Annotated in this window: 19 protein-coding genes; 8 read left to right on the top strand and 11 right to left on the bottom strand. The window is 61.0% G+C overall.

The genetic code is table 11. From position 1 onward, the window contains the following. The 6 genes from F2S13_RS07250 to F2S13_RS07225 all read right to left on the bottom strand — a co-directional run. On the bottom strand, nucleotides 1-1,145 hold a 1,145-nt coding region (locus F2S13_RS07250), incomplete at its 3' end, for a sensor histidine kinase (RefSeq protein WP_166359791.1). 66 nt (nucleotides 1,146-1,211) lie between these two features. Further along, nucleotides 1,212-1,625 carry a Spy/CpxP family protein refolding chaperone gene (locus tag F2S13_RS07245; protein ID WP_166359790.1) on the bottom strand — a complete coding sequence of 138 codons (414 nt, stop codon included), beginning with the start codon at nucleotides 1,623-1,625 and terminating at the stop codon, nucleotides 1,212-1,214. Nucleotides 1,626-1,736: 111 nt separating this feature from the next. Further along, nucleotides 1,737-2,414 carry a response regulator transcription factor gene (locus tag F2S13_RS07240; protein WP_166359789.1) on the bottom strand — a complete coding sequence of 226 codons (678 nt, stop codon included), beginning with the start codon at nucleotides 2,412-2,414 and terminating at the stop codon, nucleotides 1,737-1,739. Between the two features lie 7 nt (nucleotides 2,415-2,421). Continuing rightward, nucleotides 2,422-2,832, bottom strand: coding sequence for an SH3 domain-containing protein (locus tag F2S13_RS07235; protein ID WP_166359788.1), 411 nt, complete (start codon nucleotides 2,830-2,832; stop codon nucleotides 2,422-2,424). Nucleotides 2,833-2,968: 136 nt separating this feature from the next. Then, a complete protein-coding gene (locus F2S13_RS07230) occupies nucleotides 2,969-3,268 on the bottom strand; it encodes a YciI family protein (protein ID WP_166359787.1) in 300 nt (99 codons plus the stop codon). 1 nt (nucleotide 3,269) lies between these two features. Continuing rightward, nucleotides 3,270-3,866 carry a septation protein A gene (locus F2S13_RS07225; protein ID WP_166359786.1) on the bottom strand — a complete coding sequence of 199 codons (597 nt, stop codon included), beginning with the start codon at nucleotides 3,864-3,866 and terminating at the stop codon, nucleotides 3,270-3,272. A 66-nt stretch (nucleotides 3,867-3,932) separates the two neighbouring features. Between F2S13_RS07225 and F2S13_RS07220 the strand changes: the two genes are divergently transcribed. From F2S13_RS07220 to arfB, 7 genes are all read left to right on the top strand, one after another. Next, complete coding sequence (locus F2S13_RS07220) at nucleotides 3,933-4,796, top strand: PHP domain-containing protein (protein ID WP_166359785.1); 864 nt, start codon at nucleotides 3,933-3,935, stop codon at nucleotides 4,794-4,796. A 13-nt stretch (nucleotides 4,797-4,809) separates the two neighbouring features. Further along, nucleotides 4,810-5,439 carry an L-threonylcarbamoyladenylate synthase gene (locus F2S13_RS07215; protein ID WP_166359784.1) on the top strand — a complete coding sequence of 210 codons (630 nt, stop codon included), beginning with the start codon at nucleotides 4,810-4,812 and terminating at the stop codon, nucleotides 5,437-5,439. A 131-nt stretch (nucleotides 5,440-5,570) separates the two neighbouring features. Further along, nucleotides 5,571-6,269 carry a segregation and condensation protein A gene (locus F2S13_RS07210; protein ID WP_166360168.1) on the top strand — a complete coding sequence of 233 codons (699 nt, stop codon included), beginning with the start codon at nucleotides 5,571-5,573 and terminating at the stop codon, nucleotides 6,267-6,269. Nucleotides 6,270-6,274: 5 nt separating this feature from the next. Next, entirely contained in the window at nucleotides 6,275-7,051 is a 777-nt protein-coding gene (gene scpB / locus F2S13_RS07205) for an SMC-Scp complex subunit ScpB (RefSeq protein WP_166359783.1), read from the top strand. A 170-nt stretch (nucleotides 7,052-7,221) separates the two neighbouring features. Next, the gene (rluB, locus tag F2S13_RS07200; protein ID WP_166359782.1) at nucleotides 7,222-8,433 is read left to right on the top strand and encodes a 23S rRNA pseudouridine(2605) synthase RluB; all 1,212 of its coding nucleotides are present in this window, start codon (nucleotides 7,222-7,224) and stop codon (nucleotides 8,431-8,433) included. 522 nt (nucleotides 8,434-8,955) lie between these two features. After that, nucleotides 8,956-10,362: an amino acid permease gene (locus F2S13_RS07195; RefSeq protein ID WP_166359781.1), complete on the top strand. Its 1,407-nt coding sequence runs from the start codon at nucleotides 8,956-8,958 to the stop codon at nucleotides 10,360-10,362. Nucleotides 10,363-10,567: 205 nt separating this feature from the next. Beyond that, nucleotides 10,568-10,981, top strand: a complete 414-nt coding sequence (arfB, locus tag F2S13_RS07190; protein WP_166359780.1) for an alternative ribosome rescue aminoacyl-tRNA hydrolase ArfB — start codon at nucleotides 10,568-10,570, stop codon at nucleotides 10,979-10,981. Here the strand turns inward: arfB and F2S13_RS07185 are convergent. From F2S13_RS07185 to phhA, 5 genes are all read right to left on the bottom strand, one after another. Beyond that, nucleotides 10,975-12,159 (bottom strand): MFS transporter, encoded by a 1,185-nt coding sequence (locus F2S13_RS07185; RefSeq protein ID WP_166359779.1) that lies wholly within the window; start codon nucleotides 12,157-12,159, stop codon nucleotides 10,975-10,977. The genes arfB and F2S13_RS07185 overlap by 7 nt on opposite strands. A 159-nt stretch (nucleotides 12,160-12,318) precedes the next feature. Further along, complete coding sequence (locus F2S13_RS07180; protein ID WP_166359778.1) at nucleotides 12,319-12,459, bottom strand: hypothetical protein; 141 nt, start codon at nucleotides 12,457-12,459, stop codon at nucleotides 12,319-12,321. 222 nt (nucleotides 12,460-12,681) lie between these two features. Continuing rightward, nucleotides 12,682-13,878, bottom strand: coding sequence for an amino acid aminotransferase (locus F2S13_RS07175; protein WP_166359777.1), 1,197 nt, complete (start codon nucleotides 13,876-13,878; stop codon nucleotides 12,682-12,684). After that, nucleotides 13,878-14,234 (bottom strand): 4a-hydroxytetrahydrobiopterin dehydratase, encoded by a 357-nt coding sequence (locus F2S13_RS07170; RefSeq protein WP_166359776.1) that lies wholly within the window; start codon nucleotides 14,232-14,234, stop codon nucleotides 13,878-13,880. The genes F2S13_RS07175 and F2S13_RS07170 overlap by 1 nt, the downstream gene beginning before the upstream one ends. A 58-nt stretch (nucleotides 14,235-14,292) precedes the next feature. Further along, the gene (gene phhA, locus F2S13_RS07165) at nucleotides 14,293-15,078 is read right to left on the bottom strand and encodes a phenylalanine 4-monooxygenase (RefSeq protein ID WP_166359775.1); all 786 of its coding nucleotides are present in this window, start codon (nucleotides 15,076-15,078) and stop codon (nucleotides 14,293-14,295) included. Nucleotides 15,079-15,362: 284 nt separating this feature from the next. Between phhA and F2S13_RS07160 the strand changes: the two genes are divergently transcribed. Next, on the top strand, nucleotides 15,363-16,919 hold the full coding sequence (locus tag F2S13_RS07160; RefSeq protein WP_166359774.1) for a sigma-54-dependent transcriptional regulator: 1,557 nt from the start codon (nucleotides 15,363-15,365) through the stop codon (nucleotides 16,917-16,919). Nucleotides 16,920-16,923 lie beyond the last annotated feature (4 nt).

The raw sequence follows: 16,923 nt of genomic DNA, 5'->3' as shown, positions 1-16,923 counted from the left end.
TCGCTGGCAACCCCCGGACCATGATCGCGCACGCTCAGCACGATCCTGTCGCCGTTCTTGCTGGCCTTGATCTCGATAGGCTGGTCCTGCGGATTGAAGCGCAATGCATTGCGCAGCAGATTGTCCAGTGCCCGCTCAAGCATGGTCGGCCAGCCTTGCAGGCTCAGCCCGGGCTCTTCATCGAGGCGAATCTCCTGCTCCGGTGCGCTCAGTTGGGCATCCTTCTGCACGCTGAGCAGCAGCGACGGCAGGTCGATCGGTTCGGCGCTGGCATGCTCGGCATCGAGCCGCGCCAGGGCAAGAATTTCGCTGATCAAGGCTTCCAGGCGATCGCACTCACGGGTCAGGCGCGGCCAGAGTTTTTCCCGTTGCTCGGGCTCGGCCCGCTCCGCCAGGGCCAGGGCGATGCGCAGGCGCGCCAGGGGGGAGCGCAGCTCATGGGACACATCGCGCAGCAATTGCCGCTGGCTGCCGATCAGGCTTTGCAGCCGCGCACCCATGCGGTTGAAGTCATTGGCCAGGACCCCGAACTCATCCCGGCGGTTGGCCAGTTGCGCCAGGCTGTTCTGCTGGTAGGTCGTCTGTCCCAGATCATGCACGGCGCCGCGCAATCGACTGAGGGGGCGGGTGATCGACAGCGTCACCAGCAGGCTGAACAAGGTCAGCACCACCAGTGCGATACCCAGGGCGCTGAGTGGCCAGAGCAGGCTTTCGCGATGCCAGGCGTCGAGTTCCGGATGAGGAATGCGGTAGATCAGCAGATAGGTTTCACCGCTTTCGGGGCTGGTGTATTCGACGGTGAGGCGACGCCAGGGCAGCTGTCGGTCGTCGTTACGCTGGCGCGCCTCGAAGGCCGCGGCCCGGCGCGGGAAGGTTCCCGGCACCACGGCATCGCCGTTCTCGTTGAGTACCTGGACATCGATGTGATACTTGCGCCTGCGCTGTTCCAGGTAATCCTGGGCATCCTCGGCGCCATTTTTTTCGTAGCGCTCGGTCCAGGTCTGGGCGAGGGTGTTGATGCCCGGATGGCGACTGAGAATCCAGGCGTCCTGGTTCAACATGTGCCCGAGCAGCAGAGAGAGCCCGGCGACGAGCGCGATGGCAAGCCAGAAGCTGGCAAGGACCCGCCAGAACATTGAACGCAAGGTGGCACCTCGAATAAGCGAAGCCCGACTTGCTGGCAGGCGAGTCGGGCGGTTTGGCTGTGAACTTTACTGGGCCTTGTTGGCCTTTTCAGCTTTCCAGGCCTTGAACTCGGCCCATTCGGCGCGACGCTCGGCTTCCTTCTTTTTCATTTCGTCGAACTGCTTTTGCTGGTCGGGCTTGAGCAGGGCGCGAATGTCGGCTTGAGTCTTGTCTTCCTTGGCCTTGAGCTCGTCCTTCAGGGCTTTCTGGTCCGCGGCTGGCAGTTTTTCCAGGTAGCGCTCGGTGATTTCGTGGCGGCTGTGCATTTGCTCGCCCATCAGTTTACCGATCTGTTGGCGCTGTTCCCGGCTCAGGTCCAACTGGCTGAACATCCCGTGGCCGCGGTGATGATAGCCACCGTCCTGGCCACCTTCAGGCATGGCCATGGCGACGGTCGGCAGGGCAGCAGCGAACATCAGGGCGATAAGGGTCTTGCGCATGGTGGATCTCCTTGTCTGGATCCCGGTCAGTTACCGGATGAGCTCAGTTTAGGGAGATCAAGGTCAACGGCGGTCAGCCAAGCGTAAAGCTTCGGTAAAGACTGCAGCGTTTTACAGGCTGTAGTAATAACCGCGGCTGCGCAGGGCTACGATACGCGGGCGGCCATCGGGGTGCGGACCGATCTTCTTGCGCAGGTTGCTGACGTGCATGTCCAGGCTGCGGTCGTACAGGGTCAGCTTGCGCCCCAGGGCGATCTGCGCCAGTTCCTGTTTATCCAGCGGCTCACCCGGCTGGCGCAGCAGCGCTTCGAGCAGGCGGCTCTCGGAAATGGTCAGGCTCAGTTCGTGATCGTCGATACTGACCACGCCACGCGCCGGACTGAAGCACAGGTCGCCGATTTCCATCTGGCTGGCAACAGCTGTCGGGTGGCTGCGGCGCAATACGGCCCGCAGGCGAGCGGTCAATTCACGAGGGTCACAAGGCTTGGCCAGATAATCGTCGGCACCCAGTTCCAGGCCAAGAATCCGGTCCAGTGGCTCACCGCGTGCCGACAACATCAATACGGGTAGATCCGCATGCTCGTTGCGCAGTTGCTTGAGCAGCTCCAGACCACTGCCGTCGGGCAGCATGACGTCGAGCACTACAGCTGCTGGCGCGTGTTCGGCCAGAGCGCGACGGGCGCTCTGGCCGTCATGGCAGGCCCGTACCTGGAAGCCTTCCTGGCTCAACCAACTGGTCAGAAGCTCACACAGCTCCTGGTCATCATCAATCAGTAACAGCTCGCTCATGACTCACTCAATTCAACCATTGCCGACGCTTTCTGTGTCCGCCGCTGACGAGGATACCGCACACTGCTGCCAACAAGGCGACCGCGCCACCAATCAGGAACCATTGCTGCTGATCGGTCAGCAGTCGGGGGAGGGTGGTGGCCTGGGATTCCTTGAGCTGCAGCTTCAGGCGCTGATTTTCCTGGCGCAACCTGGTCAGCTGGGCGCTTTCGCGCTCATTGTCGGTGGATTGCAGCTGCTTGCTCAACTCTTCGCGTTGACGCTCGCTTTCCTTCAGGCGCTGTTGAAGTTCGCTGATCTGGCTTCCGGCGCTCAACGAGAAGGGTGCCGATTGCCCCGACGTAGCGGTTTCTTCAGCCGGTACCTCAGGGGCCAGCAACATCAGCGAAATTAACAGACACAACGTACCTTGGCGCATCGGAACTCCTGATTCCAATCGAGTGTTCAGCACGTTGTCGGCAATCAAGCGAGAATAATGAGCAATACAGAGAATAATCGTTGTGGCGGCCGGGGGTGAAAGGCGGTGTGCATTTCACCCAGGCCTGTCGGGCAGGTTACGGCAGGACTTGCTTGAACGGCTTGACCACGACATTGGCGTAGACACCCGCCGCTATGTACGGGTCAGCGTCGGCCCAGGCCTGGGCGGCGCTCAGTGATTCGAACTCGGCGACGATCAGGCTGCCGCTGAATCCGGCCTCGCCAGGGTCGTTGCTGTCGATTGCCGGGTGCGGACCTGCCAGTACGACACGGCCTTCGCCCTTGAGCTGTTGCAGGCGCTCCAGGTGCGCGGGACGAGCGGCCAGGCGTTTTTCCAGCGAGTTGGCAACGTCTGTGGCAATGATTGCGTAGAGCATGTCAGTCCTCGGTTTTCGGGGTGGTGGTGTCGCTGTCGTGAATATGGCGGGACAGGTAGATGCCCTGGCCAACCAGGAACAAAACGGTCATGCCCAGGCTGCCGAACACCTTGAAGTCGACCCAGTAGCTCTGGAAGGTAAAGGCCACGAACAGGTTGGCCGCGCCACAGAACAGGAAGAAGACGATCCAGGCCAGGTTCAGGCGTGTCCAGATCAGGTCGGGCAGGGTCAGTGCATGGCCCATGATGCGCTTGATCAACAGGCGATCACCGACGAAATGGCTACCGGCGAACGTCAGGGCGAACAGCCAGTTGACGACGGGGGCTTTCCATTTGAGGAAGGTCTCGCTGTGAAAAGCCAGCGTCAGGCTGCCGAATACAAGACAGGCCACCAGTGTCAGCCATTGGCTCTTTTCCAGTTTTCGCTGGCTGATGAACAGTGCGCCATAGACCACCAGCGAGCTGATGATCAGCATCGCCGTGGCGCTGTAGATGCCACCGACGGTGAGGGTCTGGCCGGCGATGTCGACGGCGCGGGGTTCGATCTTGTAGACGATGAAGAACAGGAACAGCGGGATGAAATCGATGAATTGTTTCACAGTGGCAGCCAGAAGCAGGATGTGCCGGCATAATAACAAACATCGATAACAGCGAAAGCGCCACCTATGAATGTTGATCTGCACTGCCACAGCACGGCCTCCGATGGCGCCCTGGCGCCTTCGGCACTGGTTGCGCGTGCGTATGAAAACGGCGTGCGGGTCCTGGCCCTGACCGACCATGACACCCTCGAAGGGCTGCCGGAAGCCCGTGACGCGGCGCTTGCGCTGGGTATGCAATGGGTCAGCGGGGTGGAAATGTCCTGTACCTGGGGTGGGGCGACCATCCATGTACTGGGGTACGGTTTCGATCTGGCAGCAGCACCGTTGGTCGAGGCAATCGAGCAATTGCACCATGGTCGCTGGCTGCGCGCCGAAGAAATCAGCCGACGACTGGCACTCAAGGGCATGCCCGGAGCGATGGAAGGTGCCCGCGCCATCCAGCAAGCCCTGGGCGACAGCGGCAACGCCCCGGCGCGACCGCATTTCGCTGATTTCCTTGTAAATTCGGGCTTCGTCAAGGATCGCGCCGAAGCGTTTCGCAAGTGGCTGGGGGCGGGCAAGTTGGGTGACGTCAAGCAGCATTGGCCGACGCTCGAAGACACTGTCGAGACCCTGCGCCAAGCTGGTGCCTGGGTCAGCCTGGCCCATCCCATGCACTATGATTTCACCCGAAGCAAGCGGTGCAAGCTGATTGCCGACTATATTCAAGCAGGTGGCCACGCCATCGAGGTGGTCAACGGAATGCAGCCGGCCGAGCAGGTCGGCAGCCTGTCCATATTGGCTCGAGAGTTCGGTCTGATGGTCAGTGCCGGCAGTGATTTCCATGCCCCCGGCACCTGGTCCGAGATCGGTACCTACCGGCCTATACCAGAGGATTTGCCACCTTTATGGTGTCGATTCAAACATGAACAGCCTATTGCCGCCGTCTGAACAGGTAGAGAACGTGAGTCAATTTTTCCAGATTCATCCGGAAAACCCGCAAGCGCGCCTGATCAAACAGGCGGTGGAAATCATCCGCAAGGGCGGGGTGGTGATCTATCCGACTGATTCGTCCTACGCCATGGGTTGCCAGATCGGCGACAGAAATGCGGTAGAGCGGGTGCGGCGCCTGCGCCAACTGGACAACAATCACAACTTCACCCTGATCTGCTGCGATCTTTCGCAGTTGGGCCTGTTCGCCAAGATCGACACCGGCACGTTCCGCCTGCTCAAGGCCCATACCCCCGGGCCCTACACCTTTATCCTCAACGCCACACGGGAAGTACCGCGCCTGTTGCTGCACCCCAAGCGCCGGACCATCGGTCTGCGGGTACCGAGCCACCCCATCGCGCTGGCGCTGCTGGAGGAACTGGGCGAGCCCTTGATGAGCGTGACATTGATCATGCCCGGCGAGACCATGCCCATGAGTGACCCCTATGAAATGCGCCAATTGCTCGAACATCAGGTCGACCTGATCATCGATGGCGGCTTCGGTGGTGTCGAGGCCTCGACCGTGATCAACCTGGCCAACGATGAGCCGGAAGTCATCCGGGTCGGCTGTGGCGACCCGGCACCCTTTCTGGTCGAAGCGTGAGTACGCCGGTCACCGACAGCGGTCAGTCCGTGGACCCCCAGGCCGATGCCCAGCAGGAACTGCCATTTGCGCTGGTCTATGGCCAGGCGTTCACCGAAATGCCGCTCGACCTGTACATCCCGCCCGATGCGCTGGAAGTCTTTCTCGAGGCATTCGAGGGGCCGCTCGACCTGCTGCTGTACCTGATCCGCAAACAGAACATCAATATCCTCGACATCCCGGTGGCGGAGATCACCCGACAGTACATGGGCTATGTCGAGCTGATGAAGACCGTGCGCCTGGAACTGGCCGCCGAGTACCTGGTGATGGCCGCCATGCTCGCCGAGATCAAGTCACGGATGTTGTTGCCCCGGTCGGCCGAAGTCGAAGCCGAGGAAGACGATCCGCGTGCCGAGTTGATCCGGCGCCTGCAGGAATACGAGCGCTTCAAGGCCGCCGCCGAAGGCATCGACGGCTTGAGCCGGGTGGGTCGCGACCTGTACGTGCCCAAGCTGGATGCACCGAAGGCCCTGGCGCGCAAGTTGCTGCCCGATGTCAGCCTGGAAGAGTTGCTGCTGTCGATGTCGGAGGTGTTGCGTCGGGGCGACATGTTCGAAAGCCACCAGGTCAGCCGCGAAGCCTTGTCCACCCGCGAACGCATGAGCGAAGTGCTGGAGCGGCTCAAGGGTGGCGGGTTCGTGCCCTTTGTCGAGCTGTTCACGGCCCAGGAGGGCAAACTGGGCGTTGTCGTGACCTTTATGGCGATTCTCGAGCTGGTCAAGGAATCCTTGATCGAACTGGTGCAAAATGAGCCATTTGCGGCAATTCATGTCCGTGCCCGAGCTGAGTGACACCGATGAACCTGAATGAACCGCGCGAACTTGCGCCATTGCTGGAAGCTTTCTTGCTGGCCTCGGGCAAGCCGCAATCACTCGAGCGCTTGTATGAGCTTTTCGAAGAGGCCGAGCGGCCCGAGCCGCCGGTGTTCAAGAAGGCGCTCGAATTGTTGCGCAAGTCGTGTGAGGGCCGGGCCTTCGAACTGGTGGAAGTGGCGTCCGGCTACCGTTTGCAGATCCGCGAGAAGTTCGCCCCCTGGGTCGGCCGACTCTGGGAAGAGCGCCCGCAACGCTATTCTCGCGCCCTGCTCGAAACCATGGCGCTGATTGCCTATCGTCAGCCCATCACCCGTGGCGAGATCGAGGATGTGCGCGGTGTTGCGGTCAACAGCAACATCGTCAAGACCCTGCTCGAACGTGAATGGATTCGCATTGTCGGGTACCGCGAAGTGCCGGGGCGCCCGGCGATGTTCGCGACCACCAAGGCTTTTCTCGACCACTTCAACCTGAAGAATCTCGATGAATTGCCGCCTCTGGCCGAGCTGCGTGAGCTCGAGCCTGCGCCGGCGCTGGAGTTCGACGATGCCCCGGTACCTGCTCACTTGCAGGCGCTGGCCGATGAAAGCGCCGAGCCTGCGGCGCCGCGCGATGAAACCAGCTTTCGCAGCCTGCTCGTCGAGCTCGACAGCATGGAGGAGGGGCTCAAGACCGACTTCGACGACTTGCTCGAGCCCGCGCAGGATGTGGCCGACGAGAAAGCAGAACTCGAGACCGAGCCCGAGACCCGTCAGGACTGATGGCTCCCGGCTGGCGGAAAAACCCGTGACAGAGACTTTTTCGTCTAGTCTCAGATGCGCGTCGGTCGCCATGAGCGTATGATTCGCGACCTTTTGGCGATTCGTTCGCCAGTAACAGGTTTTCAATACAGCGGGCCCAGGCCTGCATCGACACACCGGGAGGTGCCCAGATGAGTGAACACGATCAGAAAGACGACCAGGAATTTCGCCCCGCCGGCGAAAAACTGCAAAAAGTACTCGCGCGCATTGGCGTGGGTTCGCGCCGCGACGTCGAGGCCTGGATTGCCCAGGGCCGGATCAAGGTCAATGGCGTGGAGGCTACCCTCGGCCAGCGCGTCGACCTGCACGACGCGATTTCGGTCGATGGCAAGGTCATCAAGCGCGAAGAAGCGTCCGAGACCGTTCGCCGCGTCATCATGTACAACAAGCCAGACGGTGAGATCTGCACCCGTGACGACCCGGAAGGTCGCCCGACGGTGTTCGATCGCCTACCTCGGCCAAAGGAAGGACGCTGGATCAATATCGGCCGCCTGGACATCAACACCACCGGGCTGCTGATGTTCACCACTGATGGTGAACTGGCCAACCGCCTGATGCACCCGTCCTACGAGATGGACCGCGAATACGCTGTGCGTGTGCGTGGCGAAGTCGACGACGACATGCTGTTGCGTCTGAAGAACGGCGTGATTCTGGAAGACGGCCCGGCACGTTTCACCGATATCCAGCAAGCACCTGGCGGTGAAGGCTTCAACCATTGGTACCACTGCGTGGTGATGGAAGGCCGCAACCGTGAAGTACGTCGCCTGTGGGAATCCCAGGGCGTGGTGGTCAGCCGCCTGAAACGCGTACGTTTCGGTCCGGTGTTCCTCAACTCCGACCTGCCGATGGGTCGCTGGCGCGAGATGAGCCAGGGCGAAGTGGACATCCTGGCGGCCGAAGTCGGCCTGACGCCTGTCGCCATGCCTTCGATGAACGCCAAGTCCAAGGACAAGCTCGAGCGGATGCAGCGCAAGTCCTCGCGTCCGGTAGGTCGTGGTGAGCGCGTGCGCACCTTGCGCCCGGCCAACGATGCCCCGGCCGGCGAGCGCCCGGCGCGCGAACCGCGTGCACCGCGCACTGAAGAGCAACGCCCGGTGCGCACGCCTCGTGGCGAAGCTCCGCGCAAGGACTCGCCGCGTAGAGAGGCACCACGCAAGGATTCGAGTCGCGGTACGCCGGTGGCCGAGCGCCCGAGCGAGACCAACAAGCGTCCGGCAAAACCCGCGCACAAGCGTCCGGGGATCGTGCTGGTCGAAGAAGGGCCGTCGGGCAAGCGTCGTGGGCCGCCGGCTGGTAGTGGGCAGCGTCCTGGTTTCGGTCGTCGCAAGCCTAAGCCTGAGTAATTCTGCGACCGCTTCTCGTTCCCACGCTCCGCGTGGGAATGCCGTGTCAGACGCTCCGCGTCGACCTGCACGACGCAGAGCGTCGTAGGATGCATTCCCACGCAGAGCGTGGGAACGAGGAACACAAAACCAAAACGCCAACCCCAGGGTTGGCGTTTTGCATTTATGCCCTGGCAACTCTCTGAACCACTCCGTAAATAAATCGTTACAAATCCGCCTCAAATTGCCGCGCAATCGGCCTGTCCGAAGCGGCTGTAAGAAATTTCTGCCGCAAACCTCGCCAAGACCTCTTTTTCGCCACTCCCACCTCCTTGTTCCAAAACCTTCGCCGCAGTCAGATACACCGTCCTCAAGGAACAGTGAAGCGCGTGTTGAACCTTGCTTATGGCACAGGTGTACAATGCGCCGCGTTTTCACTGTGACCCACTAAATTCGAGGCTATCCGCCTTGTTCACTCCGCTGCGCCACGAGCGCGGTGGGTCCGATCCCGTCACAGACAAAAACAAACAGGTGACTCCATTAATGAGTGGACAAAACTCGCAATCAGGTGAGCTGAAACGCGGCCTGAAAAATCGCCACATCCAGCTGATCGCCCTTGGTGGTGCGATTGGTACCGGGCTGTTCCTGGGCTCGGCGGGGGTACTGAAGTCGGCGGGTCCGTCGATGATTCTTGGCTACGCGATCTGCGGCTTCATTGCCTTCATGATCATGCGCCAGCTGGGTGAGATGATCGTCGAAGAGCCGGTTGCCGGATCCTTCAGTCACTTTGCCCACAAATACTGGGGCGGTTTCGCCGGCTTCCTGTCGGGGTGGAACTGCTGGGTGCTGTATATCCTGGTCGGTATGTCCGAGCTGACGGCGGTCGGCAAGTACGTGCATTACTGGTGGCCGGAGATCCCGACCTGGGTTTCTGCGGCGGCCTTCTTCGTGATGATCAACCTGATCAACCTGGCCAACGTCAAAGTCTTCGGCGAGGCCGAGTTCTGGTTCGCGATCATCAAGGTCCTGGCGATCGTCGGCATGATCGCGCTGGGCAGCTACCTGCTGGTCAGCGGCAGCGGTGGCCCGCAGGCGTCGGTCAGCAATCTGTGGGAACACGGTGGCTTCTTCCCTAACGGCGTCAGCGGCCTGGTCATGGCCCTGGCCATCATCATGTTCTCCTTTGGCGGCCTGGAAATGCTCGGCTTCACCGCTGCCGAGGCCGACAAGCCGAAGACCGTGATTCCGAAAGCGATCAATCAGGTGATCTACCGCATCCTGATTTTCTACATCGGTGCTCTGGTGGTTCTGCTGTCGCTGACCCCCTGGGACAGCCTGCTGAGCAGCCTCAACGCTTCCGGCGACGCGTACAGCGGCAGCCCGTTCGTGCAAGTGTTCTCGATGCTGGGCAGCGATACCGCAGCGCACATCCTCAACTTCGTGGTCCTGACCGCGGCATTGTCGGTGTACAACAGTGGCACCTACTGCAACGCGCGCATGCTGTTCGGCATGGCCGAGCAGGGCGATGCCCCTCGTGCGCTGGCCAAAATCGACAAGCGCGGCGTGCCAGTACGGGCGATCCTGACTTCGGCGGTGGTGACCCTGGTGGCGGTGCTGCTCAACTACTTCATGCCCCAGCATGCGCTGGAGCTGTTGATGTCGCTGGTAGTCGCGGCGCTGGTCATCAACTGGGCGATGATCAGCTACTCGCACCTGAAGTTCCGCCAGCACATGGTGCGGACCAAGCAGTCCCCGCTGTTCAAGGCGCTATGGTATCCCTATGGCAACTACATCTGTCTGGCCTGGGTGGTGTTCATCCTCGGCATCATGTTGCTGATCCCGGGGATCCAGGTGTCGGTCTATGCGATTCCGGTGTGGTTGGTGGTCATGTGGGGCTGCTATGTGATCAAGAACAAGCGCGGTGCCGCGCAGGCGGTGGGCGCCATGTAGCCGCTGCCGCAGGCTGCGCTGGAGTCCCGCAGGGGCTCCCCGGCGATCTCGAGATCTTGCGCCTGCTTCGCACGCGAGCGCAGCCTTTGGGCAGCGGCTACAAGTTGTGCGTCTTTCTCCCGAAACCCGGCCAGCGCGCCGGGTTTTTTGTTTTGCGCGTTGCAACGCGTATCCTGACCATTCTGCCTTTGACGAAGTGTGCCCCATGCTGGTGATTTCCAACGCTGTGCATCTGCCCGATGCCGAGATCGAATTGACCGCCATCCGTGCCCAGGGCGCCGGGGGGCAGAACGTCAACAAGGTCTCCAGTGCCGTGCACCTGCGTTTCGATATCCAGGCGTCGTCCTTGCCACCTTTCTACAAGGAGAGACTGCTGGCGCTGCGCGACAGCCGCATCACCAGTGAAGGCGTGATCATCATCAAGGCCCAGCAATACCGGACCCAGGAACAGAATCGTGCTGATGCACTGGAACGCTTGCGCGAGTTGATCGTGGGCGCGACCAAGGTCGAGAAGGCCAGGCGGCCAACCCGCCCGACCCTGGGCTCCAAGACCCGCAGGCTGGAGACCAAGAGCAAGCGCGGCACAATCAAGGCCGGGCGCGGCAAGGTGGACTATTGACGTGAACGGCGCGCTTGGCGATACAGATAGAGACTGATGGCCAGGCCACCAAGCGCGGCGATCGCGGCGAACAAAAAGATCGAACCGAAGCCGAACCCCGCCGCAATGGCCCCCGCCAGCGGCCCGGTGATCCCCAGCGAAAGGTCGATGAACAGCGAGTAGGCACCCACTGCGGCGCCTCGACTGGAAGCGGGCACCAGATTGACCGCCTCGACGCCCAGTGCCGGAAATACCAGCGAAAAACCGAAACCGCTCAGTGCCGCACCCGCCAGGGCCAACTCCATGCTGGGCGCAAGCCACAGCAGCAATAAACCAAGGGTTTCCACCGACAGGCAGGCAATGGCTACCCGGAATCCACCGATGCGGTTGATCAGGTTGCCAAACAGCAAGCGTGCGCCGATGAAGCAGCCACCGAACAGACTCAGGCATAACGCCGCGTTGTCCCAGTCGTGGCTGGCGTAATAGAGGGTGATGAAGGTGGCGATGGTGCCGAAGCCGATCGAGCCCAGGGCCAGTCCCGAACCATGGGGCAGCACGCGACCGAGCACATGCAGGAACGGCATGCGCTCGCCGGCCACGATGGGAGCCGACTGTTTCGGCCAGGCCAGGGCGACGCCGATGACAGCCAGCAATATGATGCTCACGCCCATGCTCCACAAGCCGAACTGTTGCACCAGTACCACGCCAAGCGGTGCGCCAACGGCCAATGCGCCATAACTGGCAATGCCATTCCAGGAAATCACCTTGGCCGTATTCTGCGCGCCGACCCGGCCGATACCCCAGCCGATCGAGGCCGAGCCCACCAGGCTTTCGGCGCTGCCAAGCACCAGGCGACCGATCAGCAAACTGATCAGGCTCAGCATTGGCGTGCTTTGCAGCCAACTGGACAGCAACATGAACACGCCACTCAGGCCACAGCCGGTCAACCCGTAAAGCACAGCGCGTTTGCTGCCCTGATTGTCGATGATGCGGCTGGCATAAGGGCGGCTGAGCAGTGTCGCCAGGTACTGCACGCTGATGACCAGGCCGGCGATCACCGCACCGAAGCCCAGGTCGCTGTGAACATAGCCGGGCAGGACCGCCAACGGGATGCCGATATTCAGGTAGCCGATGAAGGTGAACATGACAATGGACACGACTTGCAGCGTGACCGCCATGGGGCGCTGGGTATCAGGCATGGAAGGATTCGCAGGGAGGGGGGAAATGCTTAGCTGGCTATGATATGCCGGAAGGGGGCCAAATTGGACATTTTGCGGGAGAAAAAAAGCTTTTGGGCTGTGTGAAAACGCACTGGCATGGGCAGCGACGGCTTTCACACGGCCTGTCGGGAGCGCTCGTCAGCCTTGGCTGTCAGCGTTCAGGGTTTCTTCGGCTTCGGTTTCAGCCTTGAATGCGGGCTCGTTGCCGGCGGTTTGGGAAGGCTGGGACTGCTCGGGTTCGTGCAGGCTTGGGAAGGGGAGGTTGGGGATTTCGTGCATCGTCGTCGCTCCTCGCAAGTGCTGGTTGATTGAAAAAAAGCACTGGCAGGGTACAGCAGTTTTCATGGCGGGGAGATTTTAACTGCCGACTGGTAGGGGATTTTGTGTTGTCTTTTCGGGACTTATCGCGGGCAAGCCCGCTCCCACAGTTGATCTCATCATGTTTTCAATTTTTTTGATCAACACTGAACCCTGTGGGAGCTGGCTTGCCAGCGATCGATTTCACGCCGTACACACCTCGGAAATCGCCTTTGCCAACGCATCCAGCCGCGAAGCATCAATCCCTGCGACGTTGGCGCGGCCTGAACTGACCATGTACACGCTGTGCTTGTCACGCAATTGCTGCACCTGCGCGGGGGTCAGCCCGGTATAGGAAAACATCCCGCGCTGCACACCGATATGGGCGAAATGCTCCGCCAGGCCGTAAGGCTCCAGCGCCTCCAGCAACCCAGCGCGCAATTGGGCGATACGCACGCGCATGCCTTCGACTTCATCGATCCACAGGCTTTTGAGCTCCGGGTTGCCCAGAATCTCCGCGACTACAGCGGCACCGTGATCGGGCGGCGACGACCACAGGTTGCGGGCGGTGAAGGCCAATTGGCTGCGCACATCCAGCAATTTCTGCGCATCGCCTGCACACACCAGCAGTGCCCCGGTACGCTCGCGGTACAGACCGAAATTCTTCGAGCAGGAGCTGGTGATCAGCAATTCGGGCAGTGCCTCGGCAAACAGGCGTACCGCCCAGGCGTCCTGTTCCAGGCCGTCGCCGAAGCCCTGGTAGGCGAAGTCGATCAGTGGCAGCAGTTCACGCCGGCGAACCACGTCCAGTACCTGTTTCCAGTCCGCATGGGACAGATCGAAACCGGTCGGGTTATGGCAGCAGGCGTGCAGCAGCACGATGTCGCCCTTGGGCACGGTTTCCAGCGCGGCGAGCATTGCCGGGACATTCAGGCGATTGTCCTGACCGACGTAAGGGTAGTGCGCGACCTTGAGGCCCGCCGCAGCGAAGATCGACTCGTGGATAGGCCAGGTCGGATCGCTCAACCAGATGCCGCGCCCGGGCAGGCACTGCTTGATGAAGTCCGCACTCAGGCGCAGCGCTCCCGTGCCCCCGGGGGCTTGGGTCGCACCAACACGCAGTTCGCGCAACAGCTTCGACTCACGGCCCAGCACCAGTTCGCAGAGCAGTTGGCCAAAGGCACTGTCGCCATGACCGCCGATATAGGTCTTGCTGGTTTGCCGGTCGAGCAGGCGTTGTTCGGCCTGCTTGACCGCCGCGAGTACGGGCGTCAGGCCCATGGCGTCCTTGAAGACGCCTACGCCCAGGTCGAATTTGTTCGGGTTCGTATCCTTGGCGTAGGCCTCGATCAGGCCCAGGATCGGATCGCCAGGTATCCGTTCGATCGGGCCGAAGTGCATTATTTGCGGCCCTCGGCGCCTTTGGCGACTTCATCGGTACGTGCCGCCATGATGAAGTCATTGCGGTGCAGGCCCTTGATCGAGTGGCTCCACCAGGTGACGGTGACTTTGCCCCATTCGGTCAGCAGGCCAGGGTGATGGCCTTCGGCTTCGGAGATTTCGCCGACGGCATTGGTAAAGGCCAGGGCATGTTTGAAGTTCTTGAACAGGAAGATCTTTTCCAGTTGCATCACGCCATCGCGTACTTCGATGTTCCAGTCCGGGATCTGCTTGATCAGTACCGGCAGTTCTTCGTCGCTGACCTGGGGAGCGTCGGCGCGGCAGGCTTCGCAATGGGCTTGGTTCAAGGCGTTCATGGTGGCTTCCTGAAAACTGTTTTTATGATGTGGCTTTTATGACTTTGCCTATGCGCGCTCAGGCGGCTTTCGGCGGAAATTTAGGGGTGTGCAGACCCAGCTGCATGGCGTGTTCAACCATGCCCATGATGTCCTCATGCGCCAGGTCGAACAACCGCTTCAGATCCGGCAGCACGAAATACAGCGGTTGCAGGATGTCGATGCGATACGGGGTACGCATGCATTCAAGCGGGTCGAAGGCCTGGTGTTCCGGTGCACCCGATAGACTGTAGACGGTTTCCTTGGGCGAGGAGAGGATGCCGCCGCCGTAGATGCGTCGGCCCTGAGGTGTCTCGACCAGGCCGAACTCGATGGTCATCCAGTACAGGCGGGCCAGGTAGACGCGCTGTTCCTTGGTGGCCTTGAGGCCGAGCTTGCCGTAAGTGTGGGTGAATTCGGCGAACCACGGGTTGGTCAGCAGCGGGCAGTGGCCGAAGATCTCGTGGAAGATGTCCGGCTCTTGCAGGTAATCGAGCTCTTCTTCGGTGCGAATGAAGGTCGCCACGGGGAACTGCTTGTTCGCCAGCAATTCGAAAAAGGTCTGGAAGGGAATCAGTGCCGGTACTCGTGCCACCTGCCAGCCGGTGGTCGCGCTCAGCACCTTGTTGATCTCGCCCAGTTGCGGGATGCGGTCGTGGGGCAGGCCGAGCTGTTCGATGCCATCCAGATATTCCTGGCATGCACGACCTTCGATCACCTTCAACTGACGGGTGATCAGGGTGTTCCAGACGGCGTGCTCTTGCGGCGGATACTCGATGAATCCATGGGCATCAGGTTCGCGAGCCACGTACTTCGTCTGCTTCATACTGCACTCCTGCTCAAGGCCTTTATTGTTCTGTACTGCGTTGACTTAGTGATAACCCAGGACGCGATGAGTTTCACCCGTCTCCAGGCCCGTCGAAGCGTCTGGTTGTCGCATTTTCGTAACGAAAACTTTACGATTTTCCCGAAAACCCGAAAATACTGCCGTCGGCGCTGTTGAAAGGTCCTACAGCTGTCACATATTCTTTCCAAATATCGGCGCTCTTCGGTAAAAAAACGCCTCTCGGAGTGCTCTTCAGCCCGCCATCACTCATTCTGGGCCCTTCCATGCGTATCAAAGTCCATTGCCAGAACCGCATCGGCATCCTTCGCGACATTCTCAATCTGCTGGTGGAGTACGGCATCAACGTCGCCCGTGGCGAAGTGGGTGGCGAGCACGGCAATGCGATCTACCTGCATTGCCCGAATCTAATCAACCTGCAGTTCCAGGCGCTGCGGCCGAAGTTCGAGGCCATTGCCGGAGTATTCGGTGTCAAACGGGTTGGGCTGATGCCCAGCGAGCGGCGGCATATGGAGCTCAACGCTCTGCTCGGGGCATTGGAGTTTCCGGTGCTGTCGATCGATATGGGCGGCTCGATCGTCGCGGCCAACCGCGCGGCGGCGCAGTTGCTCGGGGTGCGCGTGGATGAAGTGCCGGGCATCCCGCTGTCGCGTTACGCCGAAGACTTCGACCTGCCGGAGCTGGTGCGGGCCAGCAAGTCGCGGATCAATGGCTTGCGGGTCAAGGTCAAGGGCGATGTGTTTCTGGCCGACATCGCCCCTCTGCAGTCAGAGCACGATGACAGCGAAGCGCTGGCCGGGGCGGTGCTGACCCTGCACCGGGCCGACCGTATCGGTGAGCGTATCTACCATGTGCGCAAGCAGGAGTTGCGTGGTTTCGACAGTATCTTCCAGAGCTCGAAGGTCATGGCTGCGGTGGTCCGTGAAGCGCGACGCATGGCACCGCTGGACGCGCCGCTATTGATCGAGGGCGAAACCGGGACCGGCAAGGAATTGCTCGCGCGTGCCTGCCATCTGGCCAGCCCGCGTGGGCAGGCGCCCCTGATGGCGCTCAACTGTGCCGGGCTGCCCGAATCCATGGCCGAAACCGAATTGTTCGGCTACGGTCCCGGTGCTTTTGAAGGCGCCCGGGCCGAGGGCAAATTGGGGTTGTTGGAACTGACCGCGGGCGGCACCCTGTTTCTCGATGGCGTGGGTGAGATGAGCCCGCGCCTACAGGTCAAGCTGCTGCGTTTTCTGCAGGATGGTTGTTTCCGTCGAGTCGGTAGCGACGAGGAAGTCTATCTGGATGTGCGGGTGATCTGTGCCACCCAGGTCGACCTGTCCGAGCTCTGTGCCCGTGGCGAATTCCGTCAGGATCTGTATCACCGGCTCAACGTCCTGTCCCTGCATATTCCGCCGCTGCGTGAGTGCCTCGACGGCCTGACGCCGCTGGTCGAGCATTTTCTCGATCAGGCCAGCCGGCAGATCGGTTGCCCGTTGCCCAGGCTGGCACCTGCCGTCATGGATCGGCTCAGCCATTACCATTGGCCGGGCAACGTGCGGCAGTTGGAGAACGTGCTGTTCCAGGCGGTTTCCCTGTGCGAAGGCGGGGTGGTCAAGGTCGAGCATATTCGCCTGCCCGATTACAACGCCCGGCAGCCGTTGGGCGAGTTTTCCCTGGAGGGGAGTCTGGAGCAGATTGTCGGGCGCTTTGAAAAGGCGGTATTGGAGCGACTGCTCGCTGAGTATCCGAGCAGTCGTGCGTTGGGCAAGCGATTGGGTGTATCGCACACCACTATCGCCAATAAGCTGCGTACCTACGAGGTGGGCAAGTCTGATTGACCAG

The organism is Pseudomonas akapageensis (assembly GCF_011355085.1).
In the GTDB taxonomy this organism is placed as follows: Bacteria; Pseudomonadota; Gammaproteobacteria; order Pseudomonadales; family Pseudomonadaceae; genus Aquipseudomonas; species Aquipseudomonas akapageensis.
Note: the sequence above shows the minus strand (reverse complement) of the source record. Positions and strands in the feature narration are given on the sequence as shown.